This is a genomic window from Olleya namhaensis, assembly GCF_900114005.1.
GTDB classification, from domain to species: domain Bacteria; phylum Bacteroidota; class Bacteroidia; order Flavobacteriales; family Flavobacteriaceae; genus Olleya; species Olleya namhaensis.
Genome location: NZ_FORM01000004.1, coordinates 122,370 through 148,148, shown reverse-complemented (window position 1 = coordinate 148,148; position 25,779 = coordinate 122,370). Strand labels below are relative to the sequence as shown.

Below are 25,779 nucleotides of genomic sequence, written 5' to 3'. Positions count from 1 at the left end.
GACAAGCACCATAATAGACTGAAAAACAATATTTTAAAAACTTTAACAAATCTTTAAAATATTAATGTTTAATCTTTTTATAGATTTGTTAAACAAAACAACAAAAAATAATTATTATGAAAACTTTAAAAACATTATCACTAGCTTTTTTAGCAATTGTAACATTTTGGTCATGTAGTGACGACGATGATGCTGCGGTTATGGAACCTCAACAATTAAACATAGTAGAAACTGCACAAGCAACACCTAGTTTAAGTATTTTAGTTGAAGCTGTAATTCAAGCCGATTTAGTCAATGCCTTATCTGCATCAGGTAGCAGAACCGTATTAGCCCCAACAAACGATGCCTTTACTGCTTTTTTACAAGCTAAAGGATTTGACTCTTTAGCAGATGTACCGGATGATGTTTTAACACAGATTTTATTAAACCACGTTATTGATGGCGCCAATATCATGTCTTCAGATTTAGCAGGAGCAACAGGATACACTAATACTTTAGCATCAGGTCCAAACGACTCTAACTTGAGTTTATACTGGGACGGAACTTCTGGAGTAACATTTAATGGCGCATCCAATGTAGCTTTAGCAGATGTATCAACATCTAACGGAATTGTACATGTTGTAGATGTAGTAATAGATTTACCAACAATAGCAACTTTTGCAACTACAAACCCAGGATTATCAACATTAGTAGATGCCTTAGCCTATGCAGATACAGGTGCACCAACAGTACCATATATTACAACAGTATCTGATGCAACAGCAGGACCATTTACAGTTTTTGCACCAACTAACGCAGCATTTGGAGACTTACTAACAGAACTTAACGTAACCGCTCTTACAGATATAGACACAGCAACTGTTGACGCTGTATTAACGTATCACATTGTTGGCGCAAACGTACAATCGTCAATACTAACATCAGGAACCGTAACTACTATTGGTGGAGACATCACTGCAGATGCAACAGCATTTACACTAACAGATGCTAATAACCGTGTAAGCAATATTATAACATCTTTAGTAGATATTCAAGCAGTAAACGGTGTTGTACACGCTATTGACAAAGTAGTTTTACCACCACAAATGTAATCACACAACATAATATATAGTTTGATATAAACACATTCTTCCCTTAATTAACAGGATCTATTTAGATCAAACAAAAAAAACGCCTTATTTTATTAAGGCGTTTTTTGTATTAATAACATCAAATAAGTTATCCTTTTTTATCTAAATCTTTTTCTTCTACTACTGCTCCATTTTTATAACGTTTCCAAATGCAACACTTAACATCATCTCTATAGTGCCCTTCAGTAGCAATAACACCTTGCTTATTATAGGCTTTATAAACACCATCAAATTTATCGTTTTTATACGTAATCACTTTAATAAGTTTACCATTTTCTGCAAACCAATTAGCTTCTCCGTGTAAAAGTCCATCTCTGTATAATGCCTTTTCTGCAACCTGTCCACTTAAATAATATACCTGGCGCAACCCTTCTAATTTACCTTTATCGTTATACAATTCTTCCGTCATAACTTGATCAGATTTATTATGGTAAATCACCCATTTACCAATATGGTTACGACCACGCATTTTACCTTCGCTAATTTTTCTTTTATTACTAGATAAAAAAGTAACCTGTGCCACGTCGTTATCCGCATTAAATACTTTAGTTGCAGTTAACACCGCCTTACCATCAATATTTTTATAAAAATTAAAAGTCCCAATCTCTTTACCATGATCAAACTGACCTTGATATCGCGTAACTTTTGTGTTTTTAAACGTTTTTTTCCATTCACCATGACGCTGTCCATTAGCATCAAACTGATTTAAATCCTGAGCAAACAAGATGCAGTTAGTAAATAAAACAACCAATACAATACTTAATCTTTTCATTTAAAATGTAATTATAGCGCTTTCGCGGAAACTAGGCCTTATGGCTTAACGTTAATAACTTGATTTTGTTATAACAAAAAAGCTGCCAAACTTAACTTTTACGTTAAAGCTGACAGCTAATATTGTAAAACCTATCCGAATTTTAGCTGTGCAAAAACTCACCTTCCTAGAAAGAAAGGAATTATTAGGTTCTTATTTTTTCTTATTCTTTTGTTGCATTTGTTTCTGCTTTTCAGCTTGCTCCATCATCGTCTTCATTTTTTGCTGAAACTTGCTTTCCTTTTTAGGCTTTGCTTTCTGAACCTGGATATTAGCATGTATTTTTTCTTCATCTAAGATAAAATTCTTGATTACTAATAAAATCCCGATACTAATTAAGTTAGAAATAAAGTAGTATAAACTTAAACCTGATGCATATTGGTTAAAGAAAATAAGCATCATAATTGGTGCAAAGTATATCATGTACTTCATCATTTTAGCCATATCTGGCATACCTTCTTGCTGTGGTGCAGACATCTGGTTTTGTCCAGTCGTCAACTTCATGTAAAAGAAAATAGCAATAGCAGCTAAAATTGGGAATAAACTCACGTGATCTCCGTATAACGGAATACTAAATGGTAATTCCGCTACAACATCATAAGATGATAAATCCTCTGCCCATAAAAACTTTTTCTGTCTTAAAGCAAATGCAATCGGGAAAAACATAAATAAGGCATAAAATACAGGCATTTGTATTAACGCTGGTAAACAACCAGCCATAGGACTAGCTCCTGCTTTATTTTGAAGCGCCATTGTCTCTTGTTGCGCTTTCATTTTATTATCCTTATGCTTTTCTCTAATAGCATCTAATTCTGGCTTTAACACCTTTAATTTCATTTGCGATAAGTATTGCTTGTACTGTACAAAACTCATTGCTAATTTAATTAAGATAGTCATTACAATAATGGCAATACCATATGGTAAGAACGAACTTAAGAATCCAAATAATGGGAAAAATAAATACTTGTTAATCCATCCAAAAATACCCCAACCAAATTGAACACTTTCTTCTAAGTTATTATCGTATTGTTTTAAAATCTCACTATCCGTTGGACCGTAGTACAACTTAAGATTATTATTAAGATTAGAACCACTTAAAGCTAATGCTGTTTTTGTAGAAAACTGCTTTGTAAAAATAGAATCTCTAGCTTCATCTTCTACTAAATTTTTAGATGTAATAGCAACTTCCTTAAAAGGCTTGTCTGTTACTAGGATAGAACTAAAAAAGTGTTGTCTGTATGATAACCAATCTACATCTTGTTCAACCTCATCATCCTCACTCATTTGAGACAATTTATCAACGTCTCCTTCTGCTTGGTATGTTAAACGCGTATATCTGTTTTCAAAACTGATACTTTGATCGTGTCTGTATGTTTTTTGAGTCCAATCTAAATTAATTGGATTTGATGTATTTATTGCTGTTTCTAAACCTTGAGATCTTATTGTAAAATCAACCATGTATTGGTTAGGCTTAATCACGTAATTATATTCTAAAAACTTGTTTTCAGCAGTTTTTAACTTCATAGACACAATAGTATTATCTCCACTTTTAGTTACTGTTGGCTGAAAATATAAATCTTTAGTATTTAAAGTACGATTATCTGTAGTTTGAAACTGAATATTAAAAACAGAGTTACCATCTTTTACTAAATAGATTGGAATAGAATCAAAGTCTACAAAGTTTTTAAGTCTTACCTCTGATAAATGTCCACCTTTAGTATTAAATTTTAAATCTAAAACATCATTACTAACGTTTAATTGATTGTCTTTAAAACTAGATGTTGCTGCAGAATATGCAAAATCTCCAATTTTAGATTGTAACGCTGCTACTTGAGCAGAATCTTTTGGGATTGAATAATCTACCGCTGTAGTAACCTTAGTATCTGTTTGCGTAGCTGCTTCAGCCTTTTTATTAGCTTCAATTTGCGCTTGCTTTTCTGCCTCTTGTGCTTTTAATTGTTCAGGAGTTGGCTGGTTTTGCCACATCATGAATAATAAGATTGCAAAAATTAAAACAAATCCTATTATCGACTTAACGTCTAGTTTTTTTTCTTCCATAATTGTTTGGTTCCTCTTATTTGTAAGGAATAATTAATTAGTCAAATATACGACCACTTTTAAATAGGTGTCAAATTGACACTTATTTTTTCTTACTATGTTTTAAACTTGCTTGTACAAATGCCACAAATAAAGGATGTGGATTGGCTACTGTACTTTTATATTCTGGATGATATTGTACTCCAACAAACCAAGGATGAGATGGGTTTTCTACAATCTCTACCAATTTAGTTTCTGGGTTGTAACCCGTTGCTTTTAAACCTGCAGCTTCCACTTCATCTTTAAACGTGCTATTAAACTCGTATCTATGTCTGTGACGCTCTTTAATATCTTGAGATTTGTATACTTTATAAGCTATACTATCTTTTTCAATATGGCAATCCCATGCACCTAATCGCATAGTACCACCTTTATCTGTAATTGTTTTTTGATCTTCCATGATATCAATCACAGGGTTTGTAGTATCAGGATCCATCTCTGTAGAGTTAGCATCAGCTAATCCCATTACGTTTCTACAAAACTCAATAACTGCCATTTGCATTCCTAAACAAATTCCTAAAAACGGAATGTTATTTTCACGGACATACTTGATTGCTGTTATTTTACCTTCAATACCACGCTCTCCAAAACCTGGAGCTACTAAAACACCATCTAAATGTGATAGTTTCATTTTAATATTATCTGCATTCAAATACTCAGAATGTACAGATTCTACATTTACTTTAACTTCATTCTCCGCTCCTGCGTGAATAAACGATTCTAAAATTGACTTATAAGAATCTTGCAACTCAACATATTTACCAATTAATCCGATTGTAATTTCAGATTTTGGGTTTTTATGACGCTTTACAAATTGGTTCCATATTGTTAAATCTGGAACATCGCTGTTTAAAGCTAATTTTTTAAGTACTACTTTATCTAGACCTTCATCTAACATCATGTTTGGCACATCATAAATTGTTGATGCATCAATAGATTGTATGATTGCGTCTTCACGTACATTACAAAATAAAGCTAACTTACGTTTTAAATCAGACGGTAACTCATGCTCTGTACGGCATACTAAGATATCTGCCTGAACACCACTTTCCATTAAAGTTTTTACACTATGTTGTGTTGGTTTTGTTTTAAGTTCTCCGGCTGCTGTTAAATACGGAATTAACGTTAAGTGAATCACTAATGCGTTATTATCCCCTAAATCCCATTTAAGTTGTCTTACTGCTTCTATGTAAGGTAAAGACTCAATATCTCCTACAGTACCACCAATTTCAGTAATTACGATATCAAATTCTCCAGAATTACCTAAAATTTGGATTCTGTGTTTAATTTCGTCTGTAATATGTGGAATAACCTGTACTGTTTTTCCTAAAAACTCACCTCTACGTTCCTTTTGTATCACACTTTGGTAGATACGTCCCGTCGTTACGTTATTAGCTTGACTAGTCGGTACGTTTAAAAAACGCTCGTAATGCCCAAGATCTAAATCTGTTTCTGCACCATCGTCAGTCACATAGCATTCGCCATGTTCGTATGGATTTAACGTCCCTGGATCTACGTTAATGTAAGGGTCTAATTTTTGAATTGTGGTTCTGTAACCTTGTGCTTGAAGTAGCTTAGCAAGAGATGCTGCTATAATTCCTTTTCCTAGAGAAGAAGTTACTCCTCCCGTTACAAATATGTACTTAGTTTCTGATGTCATGTTGCGTTGTTAAACGCTTGCAAATTTATGATTTTTAGTTGAAACTAATCCTGTTTACTGTTTTATTTTTGGAAGAGTTCTAAATTCTATTTTATAACTCTATCAAGTCAATGACACCCATGACTTTCTTATTTATTTGCGTTAACTTTGTTTAACGGATAATAGAAAATATTAAAAAGGTAGTATTTAAAAAATCACCATTAGAAAAAATAACTAAAAAATTGATTGACAACTTTAAAAATATTGACTACTTAACAAACGGAAACAATAAACAGAAACTTGCTTTTTTAGAAATAAAAAAGTTTGGGATTTTAGATAAATTACAACAATACAATCCAATATTAACAGGAACAATTCCGCTTGATATTGACTTACCTGAAAGTGATTTAGATATAATCTGTCAGTGTAAAAACCATACTCAATTCAATCGTGATTTAATAAAAAATTTTTCGGAAGAAAAAGATTTCAAAATCTATTCGACACACCAAAATGGAATTGAATCAACTATTGCTGAATTTAAAACTGATCATTTTTTAATTGAAATTTTTGGACAGAAAATTCCAACCGAGAAGCAAAATGCGTATCGACATATGATGGTTGAGTATCAAATTTTAATAGAGAAAGGTATTGACTTTAAGAAAAAAATAAGACACTTAAAATCTACAGGATTAAAAACAGAACCTGCATTTGCAAAATTATTAGGATTACAAGGCGATCCGTATCTTGCTTTGTTAGAGTTGGAAAAATAATATTACATTAATTAAATCACCAACTTAAAAAGGAGTCTTTACCTCGGTTTTGGATACTGTTTTTTAATATTTCTAATTAGATCTTCCAAACCATTAAGTTTAACGGTATAAATAGTGTCTAGCATCTCTCCTAGCTTCCCTTTTGGAAACCCTTTGCTATGATACCAAACCACGTAATGCTCTGGTAAGTCTATTAAAAATCGGTCTTTGTATTTTCCAAATGGCATTTTAGTGTGTGCCAATTTAATTAGAAACTCTTTGTCAGGTTCAACTTGTTGCACTACCCTTTAGATTTAAATTGTGATACAGATTTTAAACGCTTAGTAATACTATCCTGCCATTTTTCTTGTCCTTTGACATCAATAGAATATTCGCTTTCCGTATCGTATGCATTTTGCATAGCCATTAAGTCTGCTTCTATTTTTGCATGCATATCTTGAAGTGTTTGTGCTAAATCTTCGTGTAGTTTAACATTTGCTATACGTTGTCTAAATAGCCTTGCATGCAACTCTGTGATATCAAAGTGCAATTGCTCGTGTCCTAAAACATGTATATCGACTTGATCAGACTTACACCAAGAATGTTCTGGATAGAAAAAGGCCTTAACTAATGTTTTAAAACCTTGTACTTTTTGAGTACGTTTATATTTATTAATAGAATAACTAAAAGTAATACCAGATGCTGTTACTGCAACAGCATCTGTATCCTTATTAGGTTGTCCCTTAAAATCTTTCCATGATAACTTGTAATGTTCGCTCCAAGATAGCTCTTCCATTGCATCACTTTGCAATAGAAAAAAACTAACCATAAGAAACATATACTTTAGCATAGATTAATTTAACGTTACCGGATTGATTTTTATTGTTTTACCTCGACAATCCTTAAGTCTTGGTATTTTACTATATAAACTGCGTCGTTATAATACCCTCCAAACAACTTCTTCTTATAAGCAAATTTATTTTCTACATAAGTCGTTAATGCCGACTCATTTGCTGATAGATATAAATCGTCTGAGGTTACTAAACGTAATACCACATCCATTGTTATATCAAATCCTCTAACCGCATAATCGTTTGGTGTTTCATGATACAATGCTTGGTAACGTTTAGCAAAACTATTACTAGCATCCTCACTAAAAGATTTGTTTATAGACCCGTAAGTAAAACTTAAGTTAGACAAGTGCATGTTACTGACCTCATCACTTTCAAACGCGTTATTTTTATCGGTTGTTGTTAAAACAATCTCTTTTTTAGTTTTTGGATCTATTTTAGAATTTAATACACTTGTTACATTAGATATAAATCCTGGATTAGCAGTTTCTAAAAACACAACGTTTCTACCTGCCTTTATTGCAAGATTTACATCGTCTTCCATAATGTAATAAGCATCAGCTCCTGTTTTAGTGACTTTTCTAGAAGAAATCATCTTAGCATTTGGAAATGATTTTTTAAGCGCATTTGCTGTTGCTCTATTTTTCATATCAGAAATGATAATAAAATTAGCAGTACTATCGGCTTTAAAATGACTTAGTAATTTTTCCTGTAACAAATTTTCTGCAGGTCTAGATTGAAATACATTATCAATTAAGTTTACCTTTTTTGTAATTGGTGATACTAAAGGAATATTTCTACTTTTTAATGACGCTGCTGCTGTGTTAAACACTTTTGACATTACTGGCCCAATCACTGCTTGTACGCCATCAAAATTATTTGAACGTACTATAGATAATACTTTACTTTCTCTATTTTCCGTATCATAAACATCAACCTTTAAGTTAATGCCTAATTTAGATAAACTATCCAATGCTATTTTTACTCCAGAATAAAATTCTAGCGATGTACTAATTAGTCTATCCTTTTTGATTAATTGCTTAGCGTCTGATACTGCACCAGAATCTATAGCATCCAATTTAAAAGGCAACATAATTGCAATATGCTTAGTTGACCCATCTAAATTACGTGTTGTCAAATCAGACGTCACGCCTTCTGATCCTGAAATTACAGCTACGCCTCCTTGATTTTCTGAAACCAAATTAGCATCAAAAGGTACTTTTAAAACCATCCCTTCTTTTAACCCTACAGTTAATAAGTCTGGATTTAATTGCTCTAACTGCTCTTGTGTCAACCCCGTTTTTAGCTTTAATCTGTAAAACCCTTCTGACTTTAATACCGTATAATAACTGTATTTTTCGTCAATTACTTTTACGTCTTGCACCTCTAAATTTGGAACAAGAATAATATCTCCAGGTTGTAATACATCCGCCATATTTGGATTTAAATCCTCTAATGCCTGAACAGTCATACCGTATTGGTAAGCAATACGCCATTTACCTTCCTTAGGTTTAACTGTATGTGCTTTTGTTGCGGACTTAACTGCAACTTCCTCTTTAGTAATTTTGTAAAGCGGAATTTGAATTTTATCTCCTTTACGTAAGTTATTTGCGTATAAATCTGGATTATGTTTTTTTATATCCTCTTGCGTTACATTGTACTTTTTAGATAAACTGTATAACGTTTCTTTACGTTTTACTTTATGCTTTTTAAAACCATCTAATGTTTTAACCTCTGTAAGTGTTGTAGTATTTGATACAACAGTTCCGTTTGGAATTATTAAAACCGAGTTAGTTCTTAACGCCTTTCTAGCATCCGGATTTAAAGCATAAATCTGAGATTTAGACACGCTGTATTTAGTCGCAATCTGCTCTATAGTTTCTCCAACTTGTACTTTGTGCGTTTTGTAATTTTGCGCTTTCGCGGAAGCACAGCCAAACATTACGACTACGCTTAAGATATATATTAATTTTCTCATATGTTATTTATACGTTTCAAACTGCGTTAGCGGTTGTAATGGCATCCTTTTTTTTGCTGCCATATATGGCAAAAAAAAGATATAATGGAAGACGCGACCCTTGTGGTAACGCCCAACTTATTATAAAATTTTTAAAAAAGGAGGTTTTATTCCCACTCTATAGTTGCTGGTGGCTTACTACTTATGTCGTAAACTACCCTGTTAACGCCTTTTACTTTGTTTATTATATCGTTACTTGTTTTTTGTAAAAACTCGTATGGTAAATTTACCCAGTCTGCAGTCATACCATCAGTACTTTCTACAGCTCTTAGTGCTACACATTTTTCGTAAGTACGCTCGTCTCCCATTACACCTACACTATTTACAGGTAGTAAAATAGCACCTGCTTGCCATACTTTATCGTATAATCCTGCGTCGCGTAATCCGTTAATAAAAACAGCATCTACATCTTGTAAAATTTGTACTTTCTCAGCTGTAATGTCTCCTAAAATCCTGATTGCTAAACCTGGTCCTGGAAAAGGATGACGTCCTAAAAGGTCTTTGTCCATACCCATACTTGCACCAACACGTCTTACTTCGTCCTTAAACAAAGCGCGAAGTGGCTCTACAATTTTTAATTTCATGTAGTCTGGTAATCCACCTACATTATGATGACTTTTTATAGTTGCACTTGGTCCTCCTGTTGCACTTACACTTTCTATCACATCTGGATAAATTGTCCCTTGTGCTAACCATTTTACATCTTCGATTAGATTTGCTTCTTGGTCAAAAACCTCGATAAACGCATTACCTATGGCTTTACGTTTTTTTTCTGGATCGCTCAGTCCTGCTAATGCATCCAAAAAGCGTGCCGAAGCGTCTACACCTTTTACGTTTAAGCCCATCCCTTTGTATTGTTCTAATACTTCTGTGAATTCGTTTTTACGTAATAATCCGTTATTTACAAATATGCAGTATAGGTTTTTACCTATTGCTTTGTGTAATAACATGGCTGCTACTGACGAGTCTACTCCACCTGATAATCCTAGAACAACTTTATCGTCTCCTAGTTTTGCTTTTAGGTCGTCAACGGTTTCCTGTACAAATGCATTTGGTGTCCAATCTGGATTTACATTTGCTATAGCTACTAAAAAGTTTTCTAATAATTGTTTACCATCTTTAGAGTGGTATACTTCTGGATGAAATTGAATGGCGTAAGTAGATTCTCCTTCAATTTTATAAGCCGCATTTTTGACATCATGTGTACTGGCTAATAATTTACCGTTTGTTGGTAAGTTTTTAATAGTATCACTATGACTCATCCACACCTGACTACCTACTGATATGTTTTTGAAAAAGGCATCCTCTTCCACAAAACTCAAGTTGGCACGTCCGTATTCGCGTGTGTTTGATTCGGCTACTTCACCTCCAGAAAAATGTGCTAAATATTGTGCACCGTAACAGACAGCTAGCATTGGCTTTTTGCCTCTAATCTCTGATAAGTCAGGATGAAAAGCATCTTCTGATCTTACAGACATTGGACTACCAGAAAGTATTACTGCCTTGTAATCGTCTACGTTTTTTGGTGGTTTGTTAAATGGGTGTATTTCGGAATAGATGTTAAGCTCTCTAACTCTGCGCGCAATTAGTTGTGTGTATTGCGATCCGAAATCTAATATAAGTACTTTGTCGTGTTGCATGCACAAAAATAGTAATTGCTTTGATAAATACTATTTATGATTTATTAAATTTCTACTATTTTTTCAACAATTTACTTTTCTTATTTCATAGACTCCAAAATAGCTTTAATATCTTGCTCTGTAGTATCAGGATTTATAAAACAAAAACGAGATACCGTCTCAAAACTTTGACCTGCTTTCCACTTGGTTGGTGTTACTAATGCAAACCCTTTATCATGGTTAGCAAATGTCCAATCTCTATAGTCATCCGGAGTCCAACCTTTACGTCTGTATAACACACAAGATAAACTTGGCTCTCTAACCAACTCTACATGATCCATATCTTTAATTAGTTGCCCTGCAATGGTTGCTAGTTCTAGACCTCTTTCTACTGCTTGTTTATATCTATCCGTACCGTGTGTTGCCAAACTAAACCATAAAGGCAAACCACGTACACGACGTGTTAATTGTATTTGATAATCTGTTGGATTAAAACCGTGCGCGCCTTCGTCTTTAAAAATATCTAAGTAAGATCCTTCTTGCGAATGTGCCTTTTTTGCTAATTCTGGTTGCTTGTATATTACAGCACCACAATCATACGGAGAGAACATCCATTTGTGTGGATCTATTGTAATACTGTCTGCTTTTTCAATACCGTTAAACAAATGTCTAACCGAGTCTGCTGCTAATGCACCTCCACCATAAGCTGCATCTACATGCAACCATAAGTGTTCCTTCTCGCAAATAGCTGCAATCCCCTCTAAATCGTCAATAATACCTGCATTAGTAGTTCCTCCTGTTGCTACTACTGCAAATAAACGTTCTTTCTGGTGTATTGTTAAACCGTCCATAGTTTGCTGTAATGCAGCACCTTTTAAACGGTCTTCCGTATCTACTAATAAAACATCTACATCAACCACTTTAGCCATAGCTTTTATAGAAGAGTGGGCGCCGATAGATGTGATTATTAAACCTTTTCTGTTTTTATTGTCGTTGTTTAAACTTCTCCAATACTCACGTGCAGTAACAATTGCAGATAAGTTTGCTGCGGTACCACCACTTGTAAAAACACCAAAGGCACCTTGTGGTAATCCTGTTAAAGACACGATCCATTTCATGGCTTCGTTTTCACAAAAAATCCCTCCTGCACCTTCCATCCAATACGCACCATGTATACTTGACGCGGATGTTACCAAGTCAAATAAAATAGACGCTCTTGTAGGCGCTGCTGGTACAAATGCTAAATGACGTGGGTGATCTATTTTTACGTTAGCATGCATTAAATGTTGCTTCCATAGATTAAAAGCAGTCTCTCCACCAATACCTTTATCCGTTACAGTTTCTCCGACTAACGCTTTTAATGTTTCAGCTTTTTGCGGTTTACCTATAACGTCTTCCGTTTTTGAAATACGATCGATGGTATATTTCATGACGTCTAGCGTCATTTCGACTAAATCTAAATCTATTTTATGCATAACTTATAATTCAACAATTAAAAATTGACCTTGCAAAGGTTTCAAATTTTTAATTAAATGAGGTATTAATTCCGAACCAAATTCTAAATATAATTCTGAAAAATTGGTGTTTCGTTCTTGCAAGCTATAATTTGGAAACAATTGGTATTGTAAAGCGGTCATGCGGGCCACTTGATCCTTTAACTTACGTTTTTGAGCTGTAAGTAAACGTTTTTCTAAATGCTCTAACCCATTGATTTGTTTCTTTTCTTGAGATGCTACTGCACCAACAAAAGACTGGTCTGTTTGTTCTGCTAACGCATACAAATCTTTAAACTGTGCTTTTAAATGTTTAATTTGCTCAGAAAAATCGATATCTATATTTGAAATCTCTCTTACCTTTTTGTTAATAAAACTATTACGTTTTAAGAATAAATCTTTATCAGAAATACCTAATTTATCAAGCTTTTCCGTTTGTTGTTTTGTTTTTATTAAAACTGAATTACGCAGTAATAAGATTGGGAACGTCACGTGGTTAGCTTCAAAATTACTTTGTAACTGAAACCAATACGCTAACTCTCCTCCTCCACCAATATAACACAGGTTTGGCAATATCACCTCCTGATATAATGGACGCATAATAACGTTTGGACTAAAACGTTCAGGGTGATCTTGAACCTCCTTTTCTAACTGGTCTTTACTCCAAACAACAGTTGTATTTAAGGCTGTATAGGTGTTGTTTTCAAAAACAATACGCTCTCTAACGTCCTTTATAATGTAAAATAAATTAATCTCTCTTGGGTTAACTTGTATGCTATAATTATCGGAAACTTGACTTAACTGTTTTGAGGTTTTGGTTACAGCTTCAAAAGATGTGTTATTAAATAACTCAGTTTTTATTTGCGGGATAAACAGTTGTTTTAACGCTTTTTTATTAGCATCAATAACAACTAAACCTTGCTCTCCAAACAACCCATTTGCTAAGTAATGTGTGGCTTCAGCTAAATTATCGTGTTTTAAATACGCGTTTTCAAATAGTGCTTTTAAATATTTAGCATTAGTACCAATACCTAGTTCCTTAGTAAATAATTCAAATACCTCTTTTAAACCTTTTGTATCTAAATCTCCAACTGCTCCTGACGCCTCTTTATTCCAACGTATTTTTTTTCCTCTGAAATTAAAATAATTGATTTCTTCAAAATCATGATCCTCCGAAGCCATCCAATAAATAGGCACAAAATTGTACTCTGGATAAGCAACCTTTAATTCCTTTGTCAGATTTATGGTCGAAATAATTTTATGTAAAAAATATAAAGGACCAGTAAACAAGTTAAGTTGATGCCCAGTAGTAATAGTAAATGTTTTACTATCTGCTAATAATTTAATATTAGTGTTTGTAGCTTCTGACGTATCAAGTGTTTTGTATTGTTCTTGAAGCGCATTAACTAATACACTTCTATTGTCATTACTAAACGTCTCTTGCTTTTCTTTAATTTGGGCTTTAAAATTCTGAATATTTGGAAATCTATTATAAAACGGTTTTAACGCTTCCGCTTCCGCTAAATAATCGCAAATTAATTGAGAAAAATATCCAGTGTCTTTAAATGAAATACAGTGTGTTGGCATAATTACAGATGAATCTTGCGTAAAGATAAGGCAGTTTAGGGTTTAGTTTGTCTTAAAATTAACATAAAACCTTACTGAAAAATGATAGTTTTTGATTAAATTATAAGGGTTAACTCCTAATTGCTTTCTAATATGAAATATTTAACGAATATAAGTCTTAAGCCAATTATTACTTTTCTAATACTAATCAGTTGCGTGCTTAGTTTTGCACAAAACCTGCAAGAATATAAAGGTGAAGTCTTGGATAAAAACACTAATAAACCCCTTGCATTGGCAGATTTAACCATAGCCAACTCTAACATTAGTACCATTACTAATAACGCAGGAGAATTTAGCATTAAAGTACCCGATAATCTAGCTCAAAATACGGTAACAATTTCATATTTAGGTTATCAAAAATTAGAATTTTCTTTATCTGATTTTAAAAATAACACCAAGTTTTACTTGTCACAAGCACCAACAGTACTTGCCCAAATTGATTTAGTTAGACCTACAGATGCCGAAGCTCTAGTAAAGAAAACCTTTGATTTAAAAGGGGATAATTATTTTACGGAGAATGTAAACATGACTGGTTTTTATCGTGAAACCATAAAAAAACGAAACAGAAACGCATCATTATCCGAAGCTGTAGTATCTATAAATAAAGTCGCTTATAACTCTAAAAAAAATGATGAAATAACATTAATAAAAGCCAGAAAAAGCACAGATTATGCTAGACTTGATACTATCGCTTTAAAATTACAAGGAGGCCCTTTTAGTAGTTTATATACAGATGTGATAAAATACCCTGCCTATATATTTAACGACAATACCATGGTTAATTATAACTTTAAATTTGGACAAAACACACAGATTGATAATAGATTGGTATATGTAATCCATTTTGAGCAGAAAAAGAACATTACTAGCCCAATGTACAATGGTAAACTATATATTGACGCCACGACTTACGCCCTGACTAGTGCTGTTTATAATTTAAATGTGGAGAATCGTGAAGCAGCATCTAAACTTTTTGTTAGAAAAAAACCAAAGACAGCTACCGTTTATCCTACTGAAGCTTCCTATCGTGTAAATTACAGAACAAAAGATGGCAAATGGTACTTTGGATATAGTAACATATTATTGACCTTTAAAATTAATTGGGACAACCGCTGGTTTAATAGTAAATACACCCTACAAAGCGAAATGGCAATTACAGACTGGAATATCGATGACACAAAGCTGTCTTTAAAACAAAGTAAAAAACTTAGACCAAATTCTATTTTACAAAATCAAGCATCGGGATTTTCTGATCCCAATTTCTGGGGAGAGTATAATATTATTGAACCAGAAAAGTCTATTGAAAATGCCATTAATAAAATTGACAAACAATTAAAAAGAGGATAAACTAGACTTAATTATTCTTGATGATTAATAATGATATCAAAATAATTAGGGTCGTAAAATGTTTTAAGCGTATTATACTTTTCTACATCGGTAAGTGTATCTGACACTTTTAAAATCTTTAGATTATGCTCGTAAATACGCCAAATTAACTCGGAACAATAATGCTCTGTGCTATCTTTATAATTAAAACTATGATCAAAGGGTAATTGCTTTTTGTAGTAATACCCTATTTGATTTACAATTTTTTCTTGTTTTACTGAATCTATATTTTTTAAACGTGTGACTAATATTGTGCGATTATGAGAGTTATGAACAAAAGAATCTATTGCCTGCAATCTTAAACCATCTTGATTAGACACACTGCTAGATAAAGCATGTGCAATCTTTAAAGTATCATTTTGTCTAACCACCATACCAAGGTGTGTCACATCATAATCTTCATTCATCATTTTTAATATCATAGTGCTGACTAAGCCATAACCACGACGCAAAATAATGTCTCCACTTTGGAGTTTTGATTTTTCGTTAGCATTTAATTTATACAAAAAAGACGATTCATACGGTCTGTTTGAATCGTCTTTTAAAAATTTATATGCCAATAAAACAACACTAATAACTAGTATAATTTTAATAGCTGTTTTTATCATTTACTCAGCAGCTTCATTATCTTCAAACATGTCATCATCATCAGCATCCATATCAGGGTTACCTGTTTCTTTGTTCTGTTGCCCCATACCTTCTTTATTCATAGATTCTTTATCCATGCTAACTAACCATTTACCATCCTCTTTTACAAGATTCATTGGCATATCTTGGTCACTGTCTTCTTGACTACTTGTCATTTTTACAGTACACACAGCCTTATCACCATCAATTTTAGTCTTTACAACTTCAAAATCAATATCTGCTTCGCTCATTTTATCTGCAAACTGATCTTTAGCTCCAAACGACTCTAACATGGTTAACATCGATTTTGTATCTGTAGTTGCATATTTTTTAGCTGTTTCAAAATCTCCTGAATACATTGCTTCCAAAAAGTTAATTGCTGCACCTTCTGGTCCGCCTCCACCGCAAGCTGTTAACATAAAAAAGCAGGATACTAGAAACGTTTTAAAAATTTGTGTTTTCATTATTTGATTGGTTTTTGTTTATGTAAATATAGCGTATTACCAGTAATAACCAAATGGACACTAGCTTAAACCCGCTTCTTAGTTGCTCATTACTAGTTACTTTATAACTAATAATATTCAATAAAACTATTACTTCACCAATTCACCGTAAAGATCAAAATCTTCAGCTTCTGTGATTTTAATGTTGTAATACTCTCCCGTTTTTAAATACGTTTCAGTAGCGTCTATTAACACTTCATTATCTACATCAGGACTATCAAACTCTGTACGACCAACAAAATATGTACCTTCTTTACGGTCTATAACCACTTTAAAGGTATCTCCTATTTTTTCTTGATTTAACTCCCAAGAAATCTGAGATTGAATTTCCATAATTTGGTTAGCTCTATCTTGCTTAACGTCTTGTGGTACGTCATCCTCTAAATTGTAAGCATGTGTGTTTTCTTCATGAGAATACGTAAAACACCCTAAACGTTCAAAACGCATGTCTTTTACCCATTGTTTTAACTCTTGGAAATGTGCTTCAGTTTCGCCTGGATAGCCAACAATTAATGTTGTTCTAATAGTCATTTCTGGAACTATAGCTCTAAACTGGTGTATTAGTTTAGTCGTCTTTTCTTTAGTAGTTCCACGACGCATACTTTTTAGTAAATCGTCACTAATATGTTGTAATGGAATATCTAAATAATTACAAATCTTAGGCTCACGCTTCATTAAGTCCAATACATCCATTGGGAAACCCGTTGGAAAAGCATAATGCAATCTTATCCATTCTATACCTTCAACTTTTACTAAGTTTTCAAGTAATTCAGCAAGATTTCTTTTCTTATAAATATCTAAACCGTAATATGTTAAATCTTGAGCAATTAAGATTAGTTCTTTAACACCATTAGCTGCTAATTTTTCAGCTTCGATAACCAAGTTTTCAATTGGTGTCGATTTGTGTTTACCTCTCATTAAAGGAATAGCACAAAAACTACAAGGTCTATCACAACCTTCAGCAATTTTTAAATAGGCATAGTTTTTTGGTGTTGTTGTTAAACGCTCACCAATTAGCTCATGTTTATAATCTGCACCTAAAGCCTTAAGTAATCCTGGTAATTCTGTAGTACCAAAATACTGATCTACATTAGGAATATCCTTCTGTAATTCTGGTTTATATCTTTCACTTAAACAACCTGTTACAAAAACTTTATCAACCTCTCCATCTTCCTTTTTCTGCATATACTCTAAAATAGTATTTACACTTTCCTCTTTGGCATTATTAATAAAACCGCAAGTATTTATAACTACTACATTACCTTCTTCTTCATGCACAACCTCTTTACCGTTAGCTTTTAATTGTCCCATTAGGACTTCGCTATCGTAAACGTTTTTACTACAACCTAAAGTTATTACGTTGATTTTGTTCTTTTTAAGTGACTTTGTTCTCATACCTCATTTTTGGACTGCAAAGATACTATCTAATTTTAATATATCAGATATTAAACCATTATGATTTATATTAGTCAAATAGAAAACTAACACCATGAAACCACGCACTTTACTTATTACTGTATTTGTCCTGAGTATTATAGGTTGTTCTTCGGAAAATGAAAGCGTGTCTATTGAAACCCCTTCTATTGATACTATTTATTTCCCTCCAATAAATTCAAATAACTGGGATACCGTTTCTTCGAATGAACTAAACTGGAATAGCGATAGTCTTGACGAATTAACTATCTTTTTAAACGAAACCAATACGAAGTCTTTTATAATCTTACACAAAGGAAAAATAGCTTACGAGCAATATTTTAATGATCACACAGCCAACAGTCCATGGTATTGGGCAAGCGCAGGAAAAACATTAACAGCTACCGTTACCGGCATCGCACAAGACCAAGGTTTACTTGATATTAACCAAAGGGTATCTGATTTTCTAGGTTTAGGATGGACTAGTACTACCCAAGAACAAGAAAATCTAATAACCAATAAAAACCTTTTATCCATGGATTCTGGTTTAGATGACACATTAGGCGACGCTATTACCACAACTAATTTACAGTACTTAGCAGACGCTGGCACACGATGGGCCTACCACAATGTTTATCTAAAACTACAGGATGTTGTAGCCCAAGCTAGCAATCAAACTTGGAACACTTATTTTAATGAAAACTTAAAAGACCCCATTGGTATGACTGGTACATGGATTACTAACGAGGATTTAAACATATATTGGAGCACTAGTCGAAGTATGGCGCGATTTGGATTATTAATATACGCTAACGGACATTGGAATGACACTGCAATATTATCTGAATCATTTTTAAATGAAGCCACCAATACATCTCAAAATATCAATCCAGCTTACGGTTACTTATGGTGGCTGAATGGTAAGGACAGCTTTAATTTACCACAAACTCAAGTCGCTTTTTCCGGAACATTAATACCAAACGCACCTAGTGACATGTATTGTGCATTAGGTAAAAATGATCAAAAAATATACATCGCACCTAGTAAAGACCTAGTTATAATTAGAATGGGAAACGCAGCAAATGATGCTAATTTTGCGCTATCAAACTATGATAATTTGCTTTGGGAGCAGATAAATAACGTTATAGATTAGTCGTATTTTAGTGGTGCGACTCTCTTTTTTGAAGCTTGCTCATACAAATATGCATATTCCAATATTTCTTTTTCAGAATCGCCTATTATTGTTAATCCTTTTGGTTCTCTGGTTGTTGAATATCCCATAGGGATTGTAATTGCAGGAATTTCTGCTACAGCAGCAAATCCAGCATGATAATTATTGATAGATAAAAAAGCATCTAAGTTGTGTTGTTTTTTGGCAAAATAAAAATACAGCGATCCATTAATTTTTAGCTGTTTTTTAATTTCTAAAAATTCTTCGTTTGTAGCTTTATCTGCTACTATACCTTCAAATAAACTTTGACCATAAGGCATACTATTTATTGAATCTTTTAAATTGAATACCATAACATCCTCCACAGATTTTAAACCTAATGAAGGATCTCCATATTTAGAAAAATATTCTGGCAGGTCTTTTTTCATATCTAAATTAAGTAGTCTTAAAAAATCTGGCAGTTGGTAATCTTTAGGTTCAAACTCTATAATCGTTGCGCCTTGTGATTTTAAATCAGCTATTGCTTTAACGTATAATGAATCTTCAAGCAAACCTTTGAAAGCTCCAAATGTCTTCCCTCGTAGTGATGCGAATTTAAATTTTGTATAATTAACAGCACCTCCTTTTTGATTGTTTGATTTAAACGATTTTGAATCTTGTGCATCATAACCATAAATAGCATCCAAAACAATAGATGCATCCATAACGTTTTTAGCAATTGGACCAGCAGTATCTAATGTAGATGAAATTGGAATAATACCAGCACGACTAACTAATCCTATTTTTGGCTTTAAACCAACAACCGAATTCTGGCTAGATGGAGAAAGTATGGAGCCTGACGTTTCACTACCAATTGCAGCTACACAAAAATTAGCTGCCACTGCCACTGCACTTCCAGAACTAGAACCTCCTGTATCAATAGTTTTACGACCGTAAGGATTTAACGTTTGACCTCCTATTGCGCTATAACCACTTGGACAATCCCCACAGAAAAAATAAGCCCATTCGCTTAAATTTGCTTTACCTAAAATTAAGGCGCCTTGTGCTTTAAGTTTAGAAACTATAAAAGCATCTTTTGTATTATTGTTTTGAAGTGCCACTGCTCCCGCTGTAGTAGCCATTTCTGAAGTATTAATATTATCTTTAAGAAGAATAGGCATTCCGTATACCGAATATTTTAAATCCTCAGCAACAACATCCCTATTACGTAAAGCCTCGTCCCTTAATTTAGCCTCTTTTATACTATTTGGATTAATAGCTATAACAGCATTTAGAGACAAGTTATTTTCTCTATCATATTTTCTAATTCTGAATAAATAAAATTTGGTTAAACTTTCATAAGTTAGATTTCCGTCTAAAATATAGCCTTGTAGTGTAGGAATATCTTTTTCTAAAACTAACGGTTTTAAAGCATTATACTTTGCTTCAGTAAAATCTTCTAAACCTTTATTTAACGCTTCCCAAATCTGAATATTGGTCAAATATTTAGAATCCAAAACTTTAAATTCTCTAAACTCTTTTGTAGCGCTATCAATAGTGTCACTATTATTTGCCTTTTCTACTTTAGAAGTTGCTGCGTCTTTACAACCAACTATGATTAATAATAAAAAGAGGGCTTTTAAAATTTTCATATTTTTTTTATTAAAAATACAAAAAGGAGAGCATAACGCTCTCCTTTCGATTATAAAAAAGTTGGATGATTTTATTTAAAGAAAGAATCTACAAACTCAAATTTATTAAACACTTGTAAGTCTTCAATACCTTCTCCAACACCAATATATTTAACAGGGATTTGAAATTGGTCACTAATACCAATAACAACACCACCTTTTGCCGTACCGTCTAACTTTGTTACTGCCAAACTAGTTACCTCTGTAGCTACTGTAAATTGTTTAGCCTGTTCAAATGCATTTTGACCCGTACTACCATCTAAAACTAATAAAACATCGTGAGGCGCGTCTCCAATCACTTTTTGCATGACACGTTTAACTTTTGTTAACTCGTTCATTAAATTAATCTTATTGTGTAAACGTCCAGCGGTATCAATAATAATAACATCGGCATTTTGAGTAACACCAGATTCCAACGCATCAAAAGCAACAGATGCAGGATCTGATCCCATATCTTGTCTTACCATTGGCACATCTACACGGTCTGCCCATACTTGCAATTGGTCTATTGCAGCTGCTCTAAACGTATCTGCAGCACCAAGAACAACACTTAAACCTTGTTTTTTAAATTGATATGCTAATTTACCAATTGTCGTTGTTTTACCAACCCCATTAACACCAACCACCATTAAAACATAAGGTGTTTTACTACCGTCTGCTTGCTTTGGTAAAACTGGTATTTTATATTCTGTATCTTCTCCAGCGTCAATTTCTGACAATAAGCCAGCAATCTCTTCACGTAAAATTCTGTTAAGTTCGTCAGTTCCTAAATATTTATCTTTAGATACTCTAGCTTCAATACGCTCAATAATTTTTAATGTTGTATTTACACCAACATCACTTGACACTAAAACTTCTTCAAGATTATCTAAAACAGCATCATCAACTTTTGACTTTCCAGCAACTGCTTTACTTAGCTTTCCTAAAAAGCTAGTACTTGATTTTTCTAAACCTTTATCTAAGGTTTCCTTTTTCTCTGAAGAAAATATTTTTTTAAAAAAACTCATTTGTTTTTTATTGGTTTTTATTGGTTGACGTAATACAATTATAAAGCCTAAATTAAATGACTGCTACATTGTCATAGTTTTACACTGTAAAGTAACGCAATATTTTAAAAACAAAAAAGCTACTTCCTAATAGAAAGTAGCTTTTGTATATTATAAATTTATGAAGACTATTTGTCTTTCATAAAATCGCTAACAAATTCTGGTGACATGATTGATTCAACAAACATGTAAGCTCCAGTTTTAGGAGACTTTACCATTTTAATTGCTTTTGATAATCTTTTAGACGATGTCTGTAAAGATGCTACGGTTTTCTTTGCCATGACTTATATGGTTTTAGTATTCTTATTAAAAAGAATATTATTTAATTTCTTTATGAACGGTCATTTTCTTCAAGATAGGATTGAATTTCTTAATTTCCATTCTATCTGGAGTGTTCTTTTTGTTCTTCGTTGTAATATAACGAGACGTTCCTGGCTGTCCAGACTCCTTGTGCTCTGTGCACTCTAATATTACTTGTACTCTATTACCTCTCTTTGCCATAATTATTATACTTTACCTTTTGGGCAATTATTTTACAAATCCGTTAGCTCTTGCTCTTTTTAATGTAGCAGAGATACCGATTTTATTAATAGTTTTTAACGCTGATGTAGATATTTTTAAAGTTACCCACTTATCTTCTTCAGGAATATAAAAACGTTTTTTAATCAAATTAGCATCAAATGTACGCTTAGTTCTATTCTTTGCGTGAGACACGTTGTTTCCAACCATTGCCTTCTTTCCTGTAAGTTCACAAACTCTTGACATTACTTTATAACTTTAAAATATGTTATTAAAAATCGAGGTGCAAAGATACTAATTATTTACTATTTTACAAGAGCTAAATAATTAATTTTTAAAAATTTCTTTTTGAAGCAACTCTAAAGCCTTATTTACTGTTTTATTTATGACGCGTTCACGATGATTTCCCATCGTAAATTCATGAGCTTCAACTCCGTTTTTTGTAGCTATAGCTATAAAAACGGTTCCAACCTCTGCATCACTATCTCCTTTTGTTGGTCCTGCATTACCGGTTGTGGCAATTGCAAAATCCGAATTCATTTTTTTTCTAACATTGGTCGCCATAGCTTTCGCAACCTCAGAACTAACCACCGAAAAGCGATTTATTAAATCCTCAGGCAATTCCAAAACGTCAATTTTAGTCTGCGTAGCATAACTGACAATTGCACCTTTAAAAAATGCAGATGCTCCAGAATGTGATGTAAATTGTTCCGCCAATTTTCCACCCGTACAACTTTCTGCTAATGCCAAAGTTTGTCCTTTTTGTGTTAATTGTTTAGAAATAATTAATTCTAAGCCTTCGGTATTATCTTGATAACCGACAAAAATATCTTGTATTAATGGCAGTATTTTAACTATTTCTATCTGGATCTCTTGTTCTAACTTAGCTTCATCCTCTCCAATACCTGACAAACGCAATCTAACGCTTCCTAAAGCAGGTAAATACGCTAGTTTAATATGTTTTGGCAAACCATCTTCAATAGCCTCTATACGCTCCGCAACTACACTTTCACCTAAACCATAGGTTAAAAGTGTTTTGTGTATTATAAAAGGGCGTTTGTATTTTTCGGCTAATTTAGGTAGCACCTCCAACTCGATTAAAGATTTCATCTCGTAGGGTACTCCTGGTAATGATATAAACGTTTTGTCACCTTTTTCAATCCACATTCCGGGCGCTGTTCCAAACCTATTGGTTAGTACTTTTGCTTTTGAAGGGACTAAGGCTTGTTTTTTATTTACATCCGAGATAGGCTGATTGATATACTTTTTAAACAGCTGCTCTACATGTTTTAAAACAGCGTCGTCTTGAATTAGAGTATCATTAAAATATTCGGCTAACGTGTGCTTTGTAATATCATCCTTTGTAGGTCCTAAACCTCCAGTAATTATAATAATATCCGCATTTTTTTCTGCTTCAGCAAATGCTTTTAACAGATGTGCTTTATCATCTTGTATGGATGTAATTTGATATACTGAAACACCAATGGAGTTTAGCGCTTTACCTATAAAAGCAGAGTTTGTGTCTACTATTTGACCTATCAGTATCTCATCTCCAATAGTAATTATTTCTGCTTGCATTATAATTTAAAATCTTGAATAATCTCTTTAGTTGCTCTATCAATTGCAGCCAAAACACTATTTAATTGTGCAGTAATATTTTTATCCTTTTGCTCTAGCTTACCCCAATCTTGTACTACGATTAAGTCGTCTAATATTCCCAACTCAAACATGTCTACTGTTGGTTTCATTTTATGAGCCGTCTGATAGGTTAATAGATAATTTTCATTTTCTACTGCTACCTTTAATATTTCTGCATCCGCTGGCACTTCTTCTATAAAAGTAGAAGCTAAAGCAAATAAAAATTCTTGATCGTTATCTGCTAACTCTTTAAGCCTATGTAATTTGTAATGTTTTTCCATTTATTTCACATTTATTGAGAATAACTCTCTATCCTCAAGAAAACCTTTTAGTTTATCATTAGCAATTACCTTACCAACGCCTGCCGGTGTTCCCGTAAATATAATATCTCCTATCTTTAAAGTAAAATATTTTGATACATATTCTATTAATTCGTCGATTTTCCACAACATTAAGTTGGTATTTGCACTTTGAACGACCTCAGAATTTTTTTCTAATCTAAAATTAAGACTATCTACGTCAGAAAATTCTGTCTTATCAATCCACTTACCTATTACTGCTGCTCCATCAAAAGATTTTGCCTTTTCCCAAGGTAGCCCTTTATCTTTTAATTGCTTTTGCACATCACGTGCTGTAAAGTCTATCCCCAACCCTACTTGATCGTAGTATTTATGTGCAAATTTTTTATCTATATGTTTTCCAAGCTTATTGATTTTTACTAAAACCTCAACTTCATAATGCACATCATCTGAAAAATCTGGAATAAAAAAGGGTTGCTTTTTTAAAAGTATTGCATTATCAGATTTTATAAACACTACTGGATCTGTAGGTTTTTCGTTTTCTAATTCTTTAATATGGTCTGTATAATTGCGACCAATGCAAATTAATTTCATATGCTGTTATGTATTAGAGACAGTGCCAGTTTGTCTCGGATTAAAACTATTAAATAAAATTAAAACTTATTATTTAAGGCTCTTAACTTAATTGCTGTCAATACTTTTTTAGTGTATAATGGAAAATCCGCATTTAGTAACCATCCAAAATACCCAGGTTCTTTATCTAAAACATCTGTTACCAGTTTTCCTTTATGTTTTCCAAAAGCAAACAACTCTTGATCATCTTTATTGTAACTTAAAAAACCTGCAAAATCAGCAAATTTACGTCTAGAACTAAACTCAGCTAAAAACTTAGTATCATTCTCCAACTCGTCATAACGTTCTACTTGCGCCTTTAAAACCTCGTAAGTTGCTAAAGTATCTGCTTCTGCAGTATGTGCGTTTTCTAAACTTTTATCACAATAAAACTTATAAGCTGCACCCAAGGTACGCTGCTCCATTTTATGAAAAATAGTTTGCACATCCACCGCAACACGTCCTTTCATATCAAATTCCATATCTGCACGTAACATTTCTTCTGCTAAAAGTGGAATATCAAACCGGTTAGAATTAAAGCCTGCTAAATCAGCATCCTTAATCATTGCACTAATTTCTGGTGCTAATTGTTTAAATGTAGGTTCGTTTGCAACTCTCTCATCAGTAACACCGTGTATTGCTGATACTAAAGCCGGAATTGGCATTTCTGGATTAACTAGCCATGTTTTACTTTCTTTATTTCCGTTTGGAAACACTTTTAATATAGAAATCTCTACGACTCTGTCTGATGTTATATTGATTCCAGTCGTTTCTAAATCGAAAAAACAGATGGGCTTGGTTAAGTTTAAAGACATATTTATTTTTTGGTTTACATCCAAAATTGAGCATATTAAAGACAATAA

Annotated in this window: 25 protein-coding genes; 4 read left to right on the top strand and 21 right to left on the bottom strand. The window is 33.1% G+C overall.

Annotated elements, in window-relative coordinates:
- The first annotated feature begins 116 nt into the window (after positions 1-116).
- A complete protein-coding gene (locus BMZ09_RS07835) occupies positions 117-1,091 on the top strand; it encodes a fasciclin domain-containing protein (protein WP_090839208.1) in 975 nt (324 codons plus the stop codon).
- A gap of 127 nt (positions 1,092-1,218) precedes the next feature.
- Here BMZ09_RS07835 and BMZ09_RS07830 read toward each other — a convergent pair whose 3' ends face one another.
- From BMZ09_RS07830 to BMZ09_RS07820, 3 genes are all read right to left on the bottom strand, one after another.
- Entirely contained in the window at positions 1,219-1,902 is a 684-nt protein-coding gene (locus BMZ09_RS07830; RefSeq protein ID WP_090839206.1) for a toxin-antitoxin system YwqK family antitoxin, read from the bottom strand.
- A 192-nt stretch (positions 1,903-2,094) separates the two neighbouring features.
- Positions 2,095-3,999 (bottom strand): membrane protein insertase YidC, encoded by a 1,905-nt coding sequence (gene yidC / locus BMZ09_RS07825; protein WP_090839202.1) that lies wholly within the window; start codon positions 3,997-3,999, stop codon positions 2,095-2,097.
- An 82-nt stretch (positions 4,000-4,081) separates the two neighbouring features.
- The gene (locus BMZ09_RS07820; protein WP_090839200.1) at positions 4,082-5,698 is read right to left on the bottom strand and encodes a CTP synthase; all 1,617 of its coding nucleotides are present in this window, start codon (positions 5,696-5,698) and stop codon (positions 4,082-4,084) included.
- Between the two features lie 221 nt (positions 5,699-5,919).
- Between BMZ09_RS07820 and BMZ09_RS07815 the strand changes: the two genes are divergently transcribed.
- On the top strand, positions 5,920-6,447 hold the full coding sequence (locus BMZ09_RS07815) for a DUF4269 domain-containing protein (protein WP_090839198.1): 528 nt from the start codon (positions 5,920-5,922) through the stop codon (positions 6,445-6,447).
- Positions 6,448-6,485: 38 nt separating this feature from the next.
- On the opposite strand, the gene BMZ09_RS07810 is transcribed toward BMZ09_RS07815, so the two are convergent.
- From BMZ09_RS07810 to bshC, 6 genes are all read right to left on the bottom strand, one after another.
- Positions 6,486-6,728, bottom strand: a complete 243-nt coding sequence (locus BMZ09_RS07810) for a DUF3820 family protein (RefSeq protein WP_262496855.1) — start codon at positions 6,726-6,728, stop codon at positions 6,486-6,488.
- A complete protein-coding gene (locus BMZ09_RS07805) occupies positions 6,728-7,255 on the bottom strand; it encodes a DUF922 domain-containing protein (RefSeq protein WP_245741115.1) in 528 nt (175 codons plus the stop codon). Before BMZ09_RS07805 ends, BMZ09_RS07810 begins: the two co-directional genes overlap by 1 nt.
- 50 nt (positions 7,256-7,305) lie before the next feature.
- Positions 7,306-9,255 carry a PBP1 and LysM peptidoglycan-binding domain-containing protein gene (locus BMZ09_RS07800; RefSeq protein WP_090839194.1) on the bottom strand — a complete coding sequence of 650 codons (1,950 nt, stop codon included), beginning with the start codon at positions 9,253-9,255 and terminating at the stop codon, positions 7,306-7,308.
- Between the two features lie 146 nt (positions 9,256-9,401).
- The gene (guaA, locus tag BMZ09_RS07795; protein WP_090839192.1) at positions 9,402-10,934 is read right to left on the bottom strand and encodes a glutamine-hydrolyzing GMP synthase; all 1,533 of its coding nucleotides are present in this window, start codon (positions 10,932-10,934) and stop codon (positions 9,402-9,404) included.
- A gap of 80 nt (positions 10,935-11,014) precedes the next feature.
- Positions 11,015-12,388, bottom strand: coding sequence for a pyridoxal phosphate-dependent decarboxylase family protein (locus BMZ09_RS07790; protein WP_090839190.1), 1,374 nt, complete (start codon positions 12,386-12,388; stop codon positions 11,015-11,017).
- A 3-nt stretch (positions 12,389-12,391) separates the two neighbouring features.
- Positions 12,392-13,993, bottom strand: coding sequence for a bacillithiol biosynthesis cysteine-adding enzyme BshC (gene bshC, locus BMZ09_RS07785; RefSeq protein WP_090839188.1), 1,602 nt, complete (start codon positions 13,991-13,993; stop codon positions 12,392-12,394).
- Positions 13,994-14,125: 132 nt separating this feature from the next.
- On the opposite strand from bshC, the gene BMZ09_RS07780 reads away from it, so the two are divergent.
- Complete coding sequence (locus BMZ09_RS07780; RefSeq protein WP_090839186.1) at positions 14,126-15,379, top strand: carboxypeptidase-like regulatory domain-containing protein; 1,254 nt, start codon at positions 14,126-14,128, stop codon at positions 15,377-15,379.
- 11 nt (positions 15,380-15,390) lie between these two features.
- Here BMZ09_RS07780 and BMZ09_RS07775 read toward each other — a convergent pair whose 3' ends face one another.
- The 3 genes from BMZ09_RS07775 to rimO all read right to left on the bottom strand — a co-directional run bounded on the left by BMZ09_RS07775 (position 15,391) and on the right by rimO (position 17,943).
- Positions 15,391-16,026: a YiiX/YebB-like N1pC/P60 family cysteine hydrolase gene (locus tag BMZ09_RS07775; protein WP_090839184.1), complete on the bottom strand. Its 636-nt coding sequence runs from the start codon at positions 16,024-16,026 to the stop codon at positions 15,391-15,393.
- Positions 16,027-16,509, bottom strand: coding sequence for a DUF4878 domain-containing protein (locus BMZ09_RS07770; RefSeq protein ID WP_090839182.1), 483 nt, complete (start codon positions 16,507-16,509; stop codon positions 16,027-16,029).
- Positions 16,510-16,638: 129 nt separating this feature from the next.
- Positions 16,639-17,943: a 30S ribosomal protein S12 methylthiotransferase RimO gene (gene rimO, locus BMZ09_RS07765; RefSeq protein ID WP_090839180.1), complete on the bottom strand. Its 1,305-nt coding sequence runs from the start codon at positions 17,941-17,943 to the stop codon at positions 16,639-16,641.
- 94 nt (positions 17,944-18,037) lie between these two features.
- Between rimO and BMZ09_RS07760 the strand changes: the two genes are divergently transcribed.
- Positions 18,038-19,114, top strand: coding sequence for a serine hydrolase domain-containing protein (locus tag BMZ09_RS07760; RefSeq protein ID WP_090839178.1), 1,077 nt, complete (start codon positions 18,038-18,040; stop codon positions 19,112-19,114).
- Here the strand turns inward: BMZ09_RS07760 and BMZ09_RS07755 are convergent.
- The 9 genes from BMZ09_RS07755 to BMZ09_RS07715 form a co-directional block, all read right to left on the bottom strand.
- On the bottom strand, positions 19,111-20,763 hold the full coding sequence (locus BMZ09_RS07755) for an amidase family protein (RefSeq protein ID WP_090839176.1): 1,653 nt from the start codon (positions 20,761-20,763) through the stop codon (positions 19,111-19,113). The genes BMZ09_RS07760 and BMZ09_RS07755 overlap by 4 nt on opposite strands.
- 71 nt (positions 20,764-20,834) lie before the next feature.
- On the bottom strand, positions 20,835-21,809 hold the full coding sequence (gene ftsY / locus BMZ09_RS07750; protein ID WP_090839174.1) for a signal recognition particle-docking protein FtsY: 975 nt from the start codon (positions 21,807-21,809) through the stop codon (positions 20,835-20,837).
- A gap of 167 nt (positions 21,810-21,976) precedes the next feature.
- Positions 21,977-22,129 (bottom strand): DUF4295 domain-containing protein, encoded by a 153-nt coding sequence (locus BMZ09_RS07745; protein ID WP_090839173.1) that lies wholly within the window; start codon positions 22,127-22,129, stop codon positions 21,977-21,979.
- A 37-nt stretch (positions 22,130-22,166) separates the two neighbouring features.
- Positions 22,167-22,349 carry a 50S ribosomal protein L33 gene (rpmG, locus tag BMZ09_RS07740; RefSeq protein WP_055435478.1) on the bottom strand — a complete coding sequence of 61 codons (183 nt, stop codon included), beginning with the start codon at positions 22,347-22,349 and terminating at the stop codon, positions 22,167-22,169.
- A gap of 27 nt (positions 22,350-22,376) precedes the next feature.
- On the bottom strand, positions 22,377-22,613 hold the full coding sequence (rpmB, locus tag BMZ09_RS07735; RefSeq protein WP_090839172.1) for a 50S ribosomal protein L28: 237 nt from the start codon (positions 22,611-22,613) through the stop codon (positions 22,377-22,379).
- Positions 22,614-22,694: 81 nt separating this feature from the next.
- Positions 22,695-23,945, bottom strand: a complete 1,251-nt coding sequence (locus BMZ09_RS07730) for a competence/damage-inducible protein A (protein ID WP_090839170.1) — start codon at positions 23,943-23,945, stop codon at positions 22,695-22,697.
- Positions 23,945-24,286, bottom strand: coding sequence for an Hpt domain-containing protein (locus BMZ09_RS07725; RefSeq protein WP_090839168.1), 342 nt, complete (start codon positions 24,284-24,286; stop codon positions 23,945-23,947). The genes BMZ09_RS07730 and BMZ09_RS07725 overlap by 1 nt, the downstream gene beginning before the upstream one ends.
- Positions 24,287-24,898, bottom strand: a complete 612-nt coding sequence (locus tag BMZ09_RS07720) for a fumarylacetoacetate hydrolase family protein (RefSeq protein ID WP_090839167.1) — start codon at positions 24,896-24,898, stop codon at positions 24,287-24,289. It lies immediately after the preceding gene.
- A gap of 59 nt (positions 24,899-24,957) precedes the next feature.
- Positions 24,958-25,731 carry a 3'-5' exonuclease gene (locus BMZ09_RS07715; RefSeq protein ID WP_090839165.1) on the bottom strand — a complete coding sequence of 258 codons (774 nt, stop codon included), beginning with the start codon at positions 25,729-25,731 and terminating at the stop codon, positions 24,958-24,960.
- Between the last annotated feature and the right edge of the window lie 48 nt (positions 25,732-25,779).

Coding starts and splice junctions, on each gene's coding strand:
- BMZ09_RS07835 (WP_090839208.1), top strand. CDS start 117: ATGAAAACTTTAAAAACATTATCACTAGCTTTTTTAGCAATTGTAACA.
- BMZ09_RS07830 (WP_090839206.1), bottom strand. CDS start 1,902: ATGAAAAGATTAAGTATTGTATTGGTTGTTTTATTTACTAACTGCATC.
- yidC (WP_090839202.1), bottom strand. CDS start 3,999: ATGGAAGAAAAAAAACTAGACGTTAAGTCGATAATAGGATTTGTTTTA.
- BMZ09_RS07820 (WP_090839200.1), bottom strand. CDS start 5,698: ATGACATCAGAAACTAAGTACATATTTGTAACGGGAGGAGTAACTTCT.
- BMZ09_RS07805 (WP_245741115.1), bottom strand. CDS start 7,255: ATGGTTAGTTTTTTTCTATTGCAAAGTGATGCAATGGAAGAGCTATCT.
- BMZ09_RS07800 (WP_090839194.1), bottom strand. CDS start 9,255: ATGAGAAAATTAATATATATCTTAAGCGTAGTCGTAATGTTTGGCTGT.
- guaA (WP_090839192.1), bottom strand. CDS start 10,934: ATGCAACACGACAAAGTACTTATATTAGATTTCGGATCGCAATACACA.
- BMZ09_RS07790 (WP_090839190.1), bottom strand. CDS start 12,388: ATGCATAAAATAGATTTAGATTTAGTCGAAATGACGCTAGACGTCATG.
- bshC (WP_090839188.1), bottom strand. CDS start 13,993: ATGCCAACACACTGTATTTCATTTAAAGACACTGGATATTTTTCTCAA.
- BMZ09_RS07780 (WP_090839186.1), top strand. CDS start 14,126: ATGAAATATTTAACGAATATAAGTCTTAAGCCAATTATTACTTTTCTA.
- BMZ09_RS07775 (WP_090839184.1), bottom strand. CDS start 16,026: ATGATAAAAACAGCTATTAAAATTATACTAGTTATTAGTGTTGTTTTA.
- BMZ09_RS07770 (WP_090839182.1), bottom strand. CDS start 16,509: ATGAAAACACAAATTTTTAAAACGTTTCTAGTATCCTGCTTTTTTATG.
- rimO (WP_090839180.1), bottom strand. CDS start 17,943: ATGAGAACAAAGTCACTTAAAAAGAACAAAATCAACGTAATAACTTTA.
- BMZ09_RS07760 (WP_090839178.1), top strand. CDS start 18,038: ATGAAACCACGCACTTTACTTATTACTGTATTTGTCCTGAGTATTATA.
- BMZ09_RS07755 (WP_090839176.1), bottom strand. CDS start 20,763: ATGAAAATTTTAAAAGCCCTCTTTTTATTATTAATCATAGTTGGTTGT.
- ftsY (WP_090839174.1), bottom strand. CDS start 21,809: ATGAGTTTTTTTAAAAAAATATTTTCTTCAGAGAAAAAGGAAACCTTA.
- BMZ09_RS07745 (WP_090839173.1), bottom strand. CDS start 22,129: ATGGCAAAGAAAACCGTAGCATCTTTACAGACATCGTCTAAAAGATTA.
- rpmG (WP_055435478.1), bottom strand. CDS start 22,349: ATGGCAAAGAGAGGTAATAGAGTACAAGTAATATTAGAGTGCACAGAG.
- rpmB (WP_090839172.1), bottom strand. CDS start 22,613: ATGTCAAGAGTTTGTGAACTTACAGGAAAGAAGGCAATGGTTGGAAAC.
- BMZ09_RS07730 (WP_090839170.1), bottom strand. CDS start 23,945: ATGCAAGCAGAAATAATTACTATTGGAGATGAGATACTGATAGGTCAA.
- BMZ09_RS07725 (WP_090839168.1), bottom strand. CDS start 24,286: ATGGAAAAACATTACAAATTACATAGGCTTAAAGAGTTAGCAGATAAC.
- BMZ09_RS07720 (WP_090839167.1), bottom strand. CDS start 24,898: ATGAAATTAATTTGCATTGGTCGCAATTATACAGACCATATTAAAGAA.
- BMZ09_RS07715 (WP_090839165.1), bottom strand. CDS start 25,731: ATGTCTTTAAACTTAACCAAGCCCATCTGTTTTTTCGATTTAGAAACG.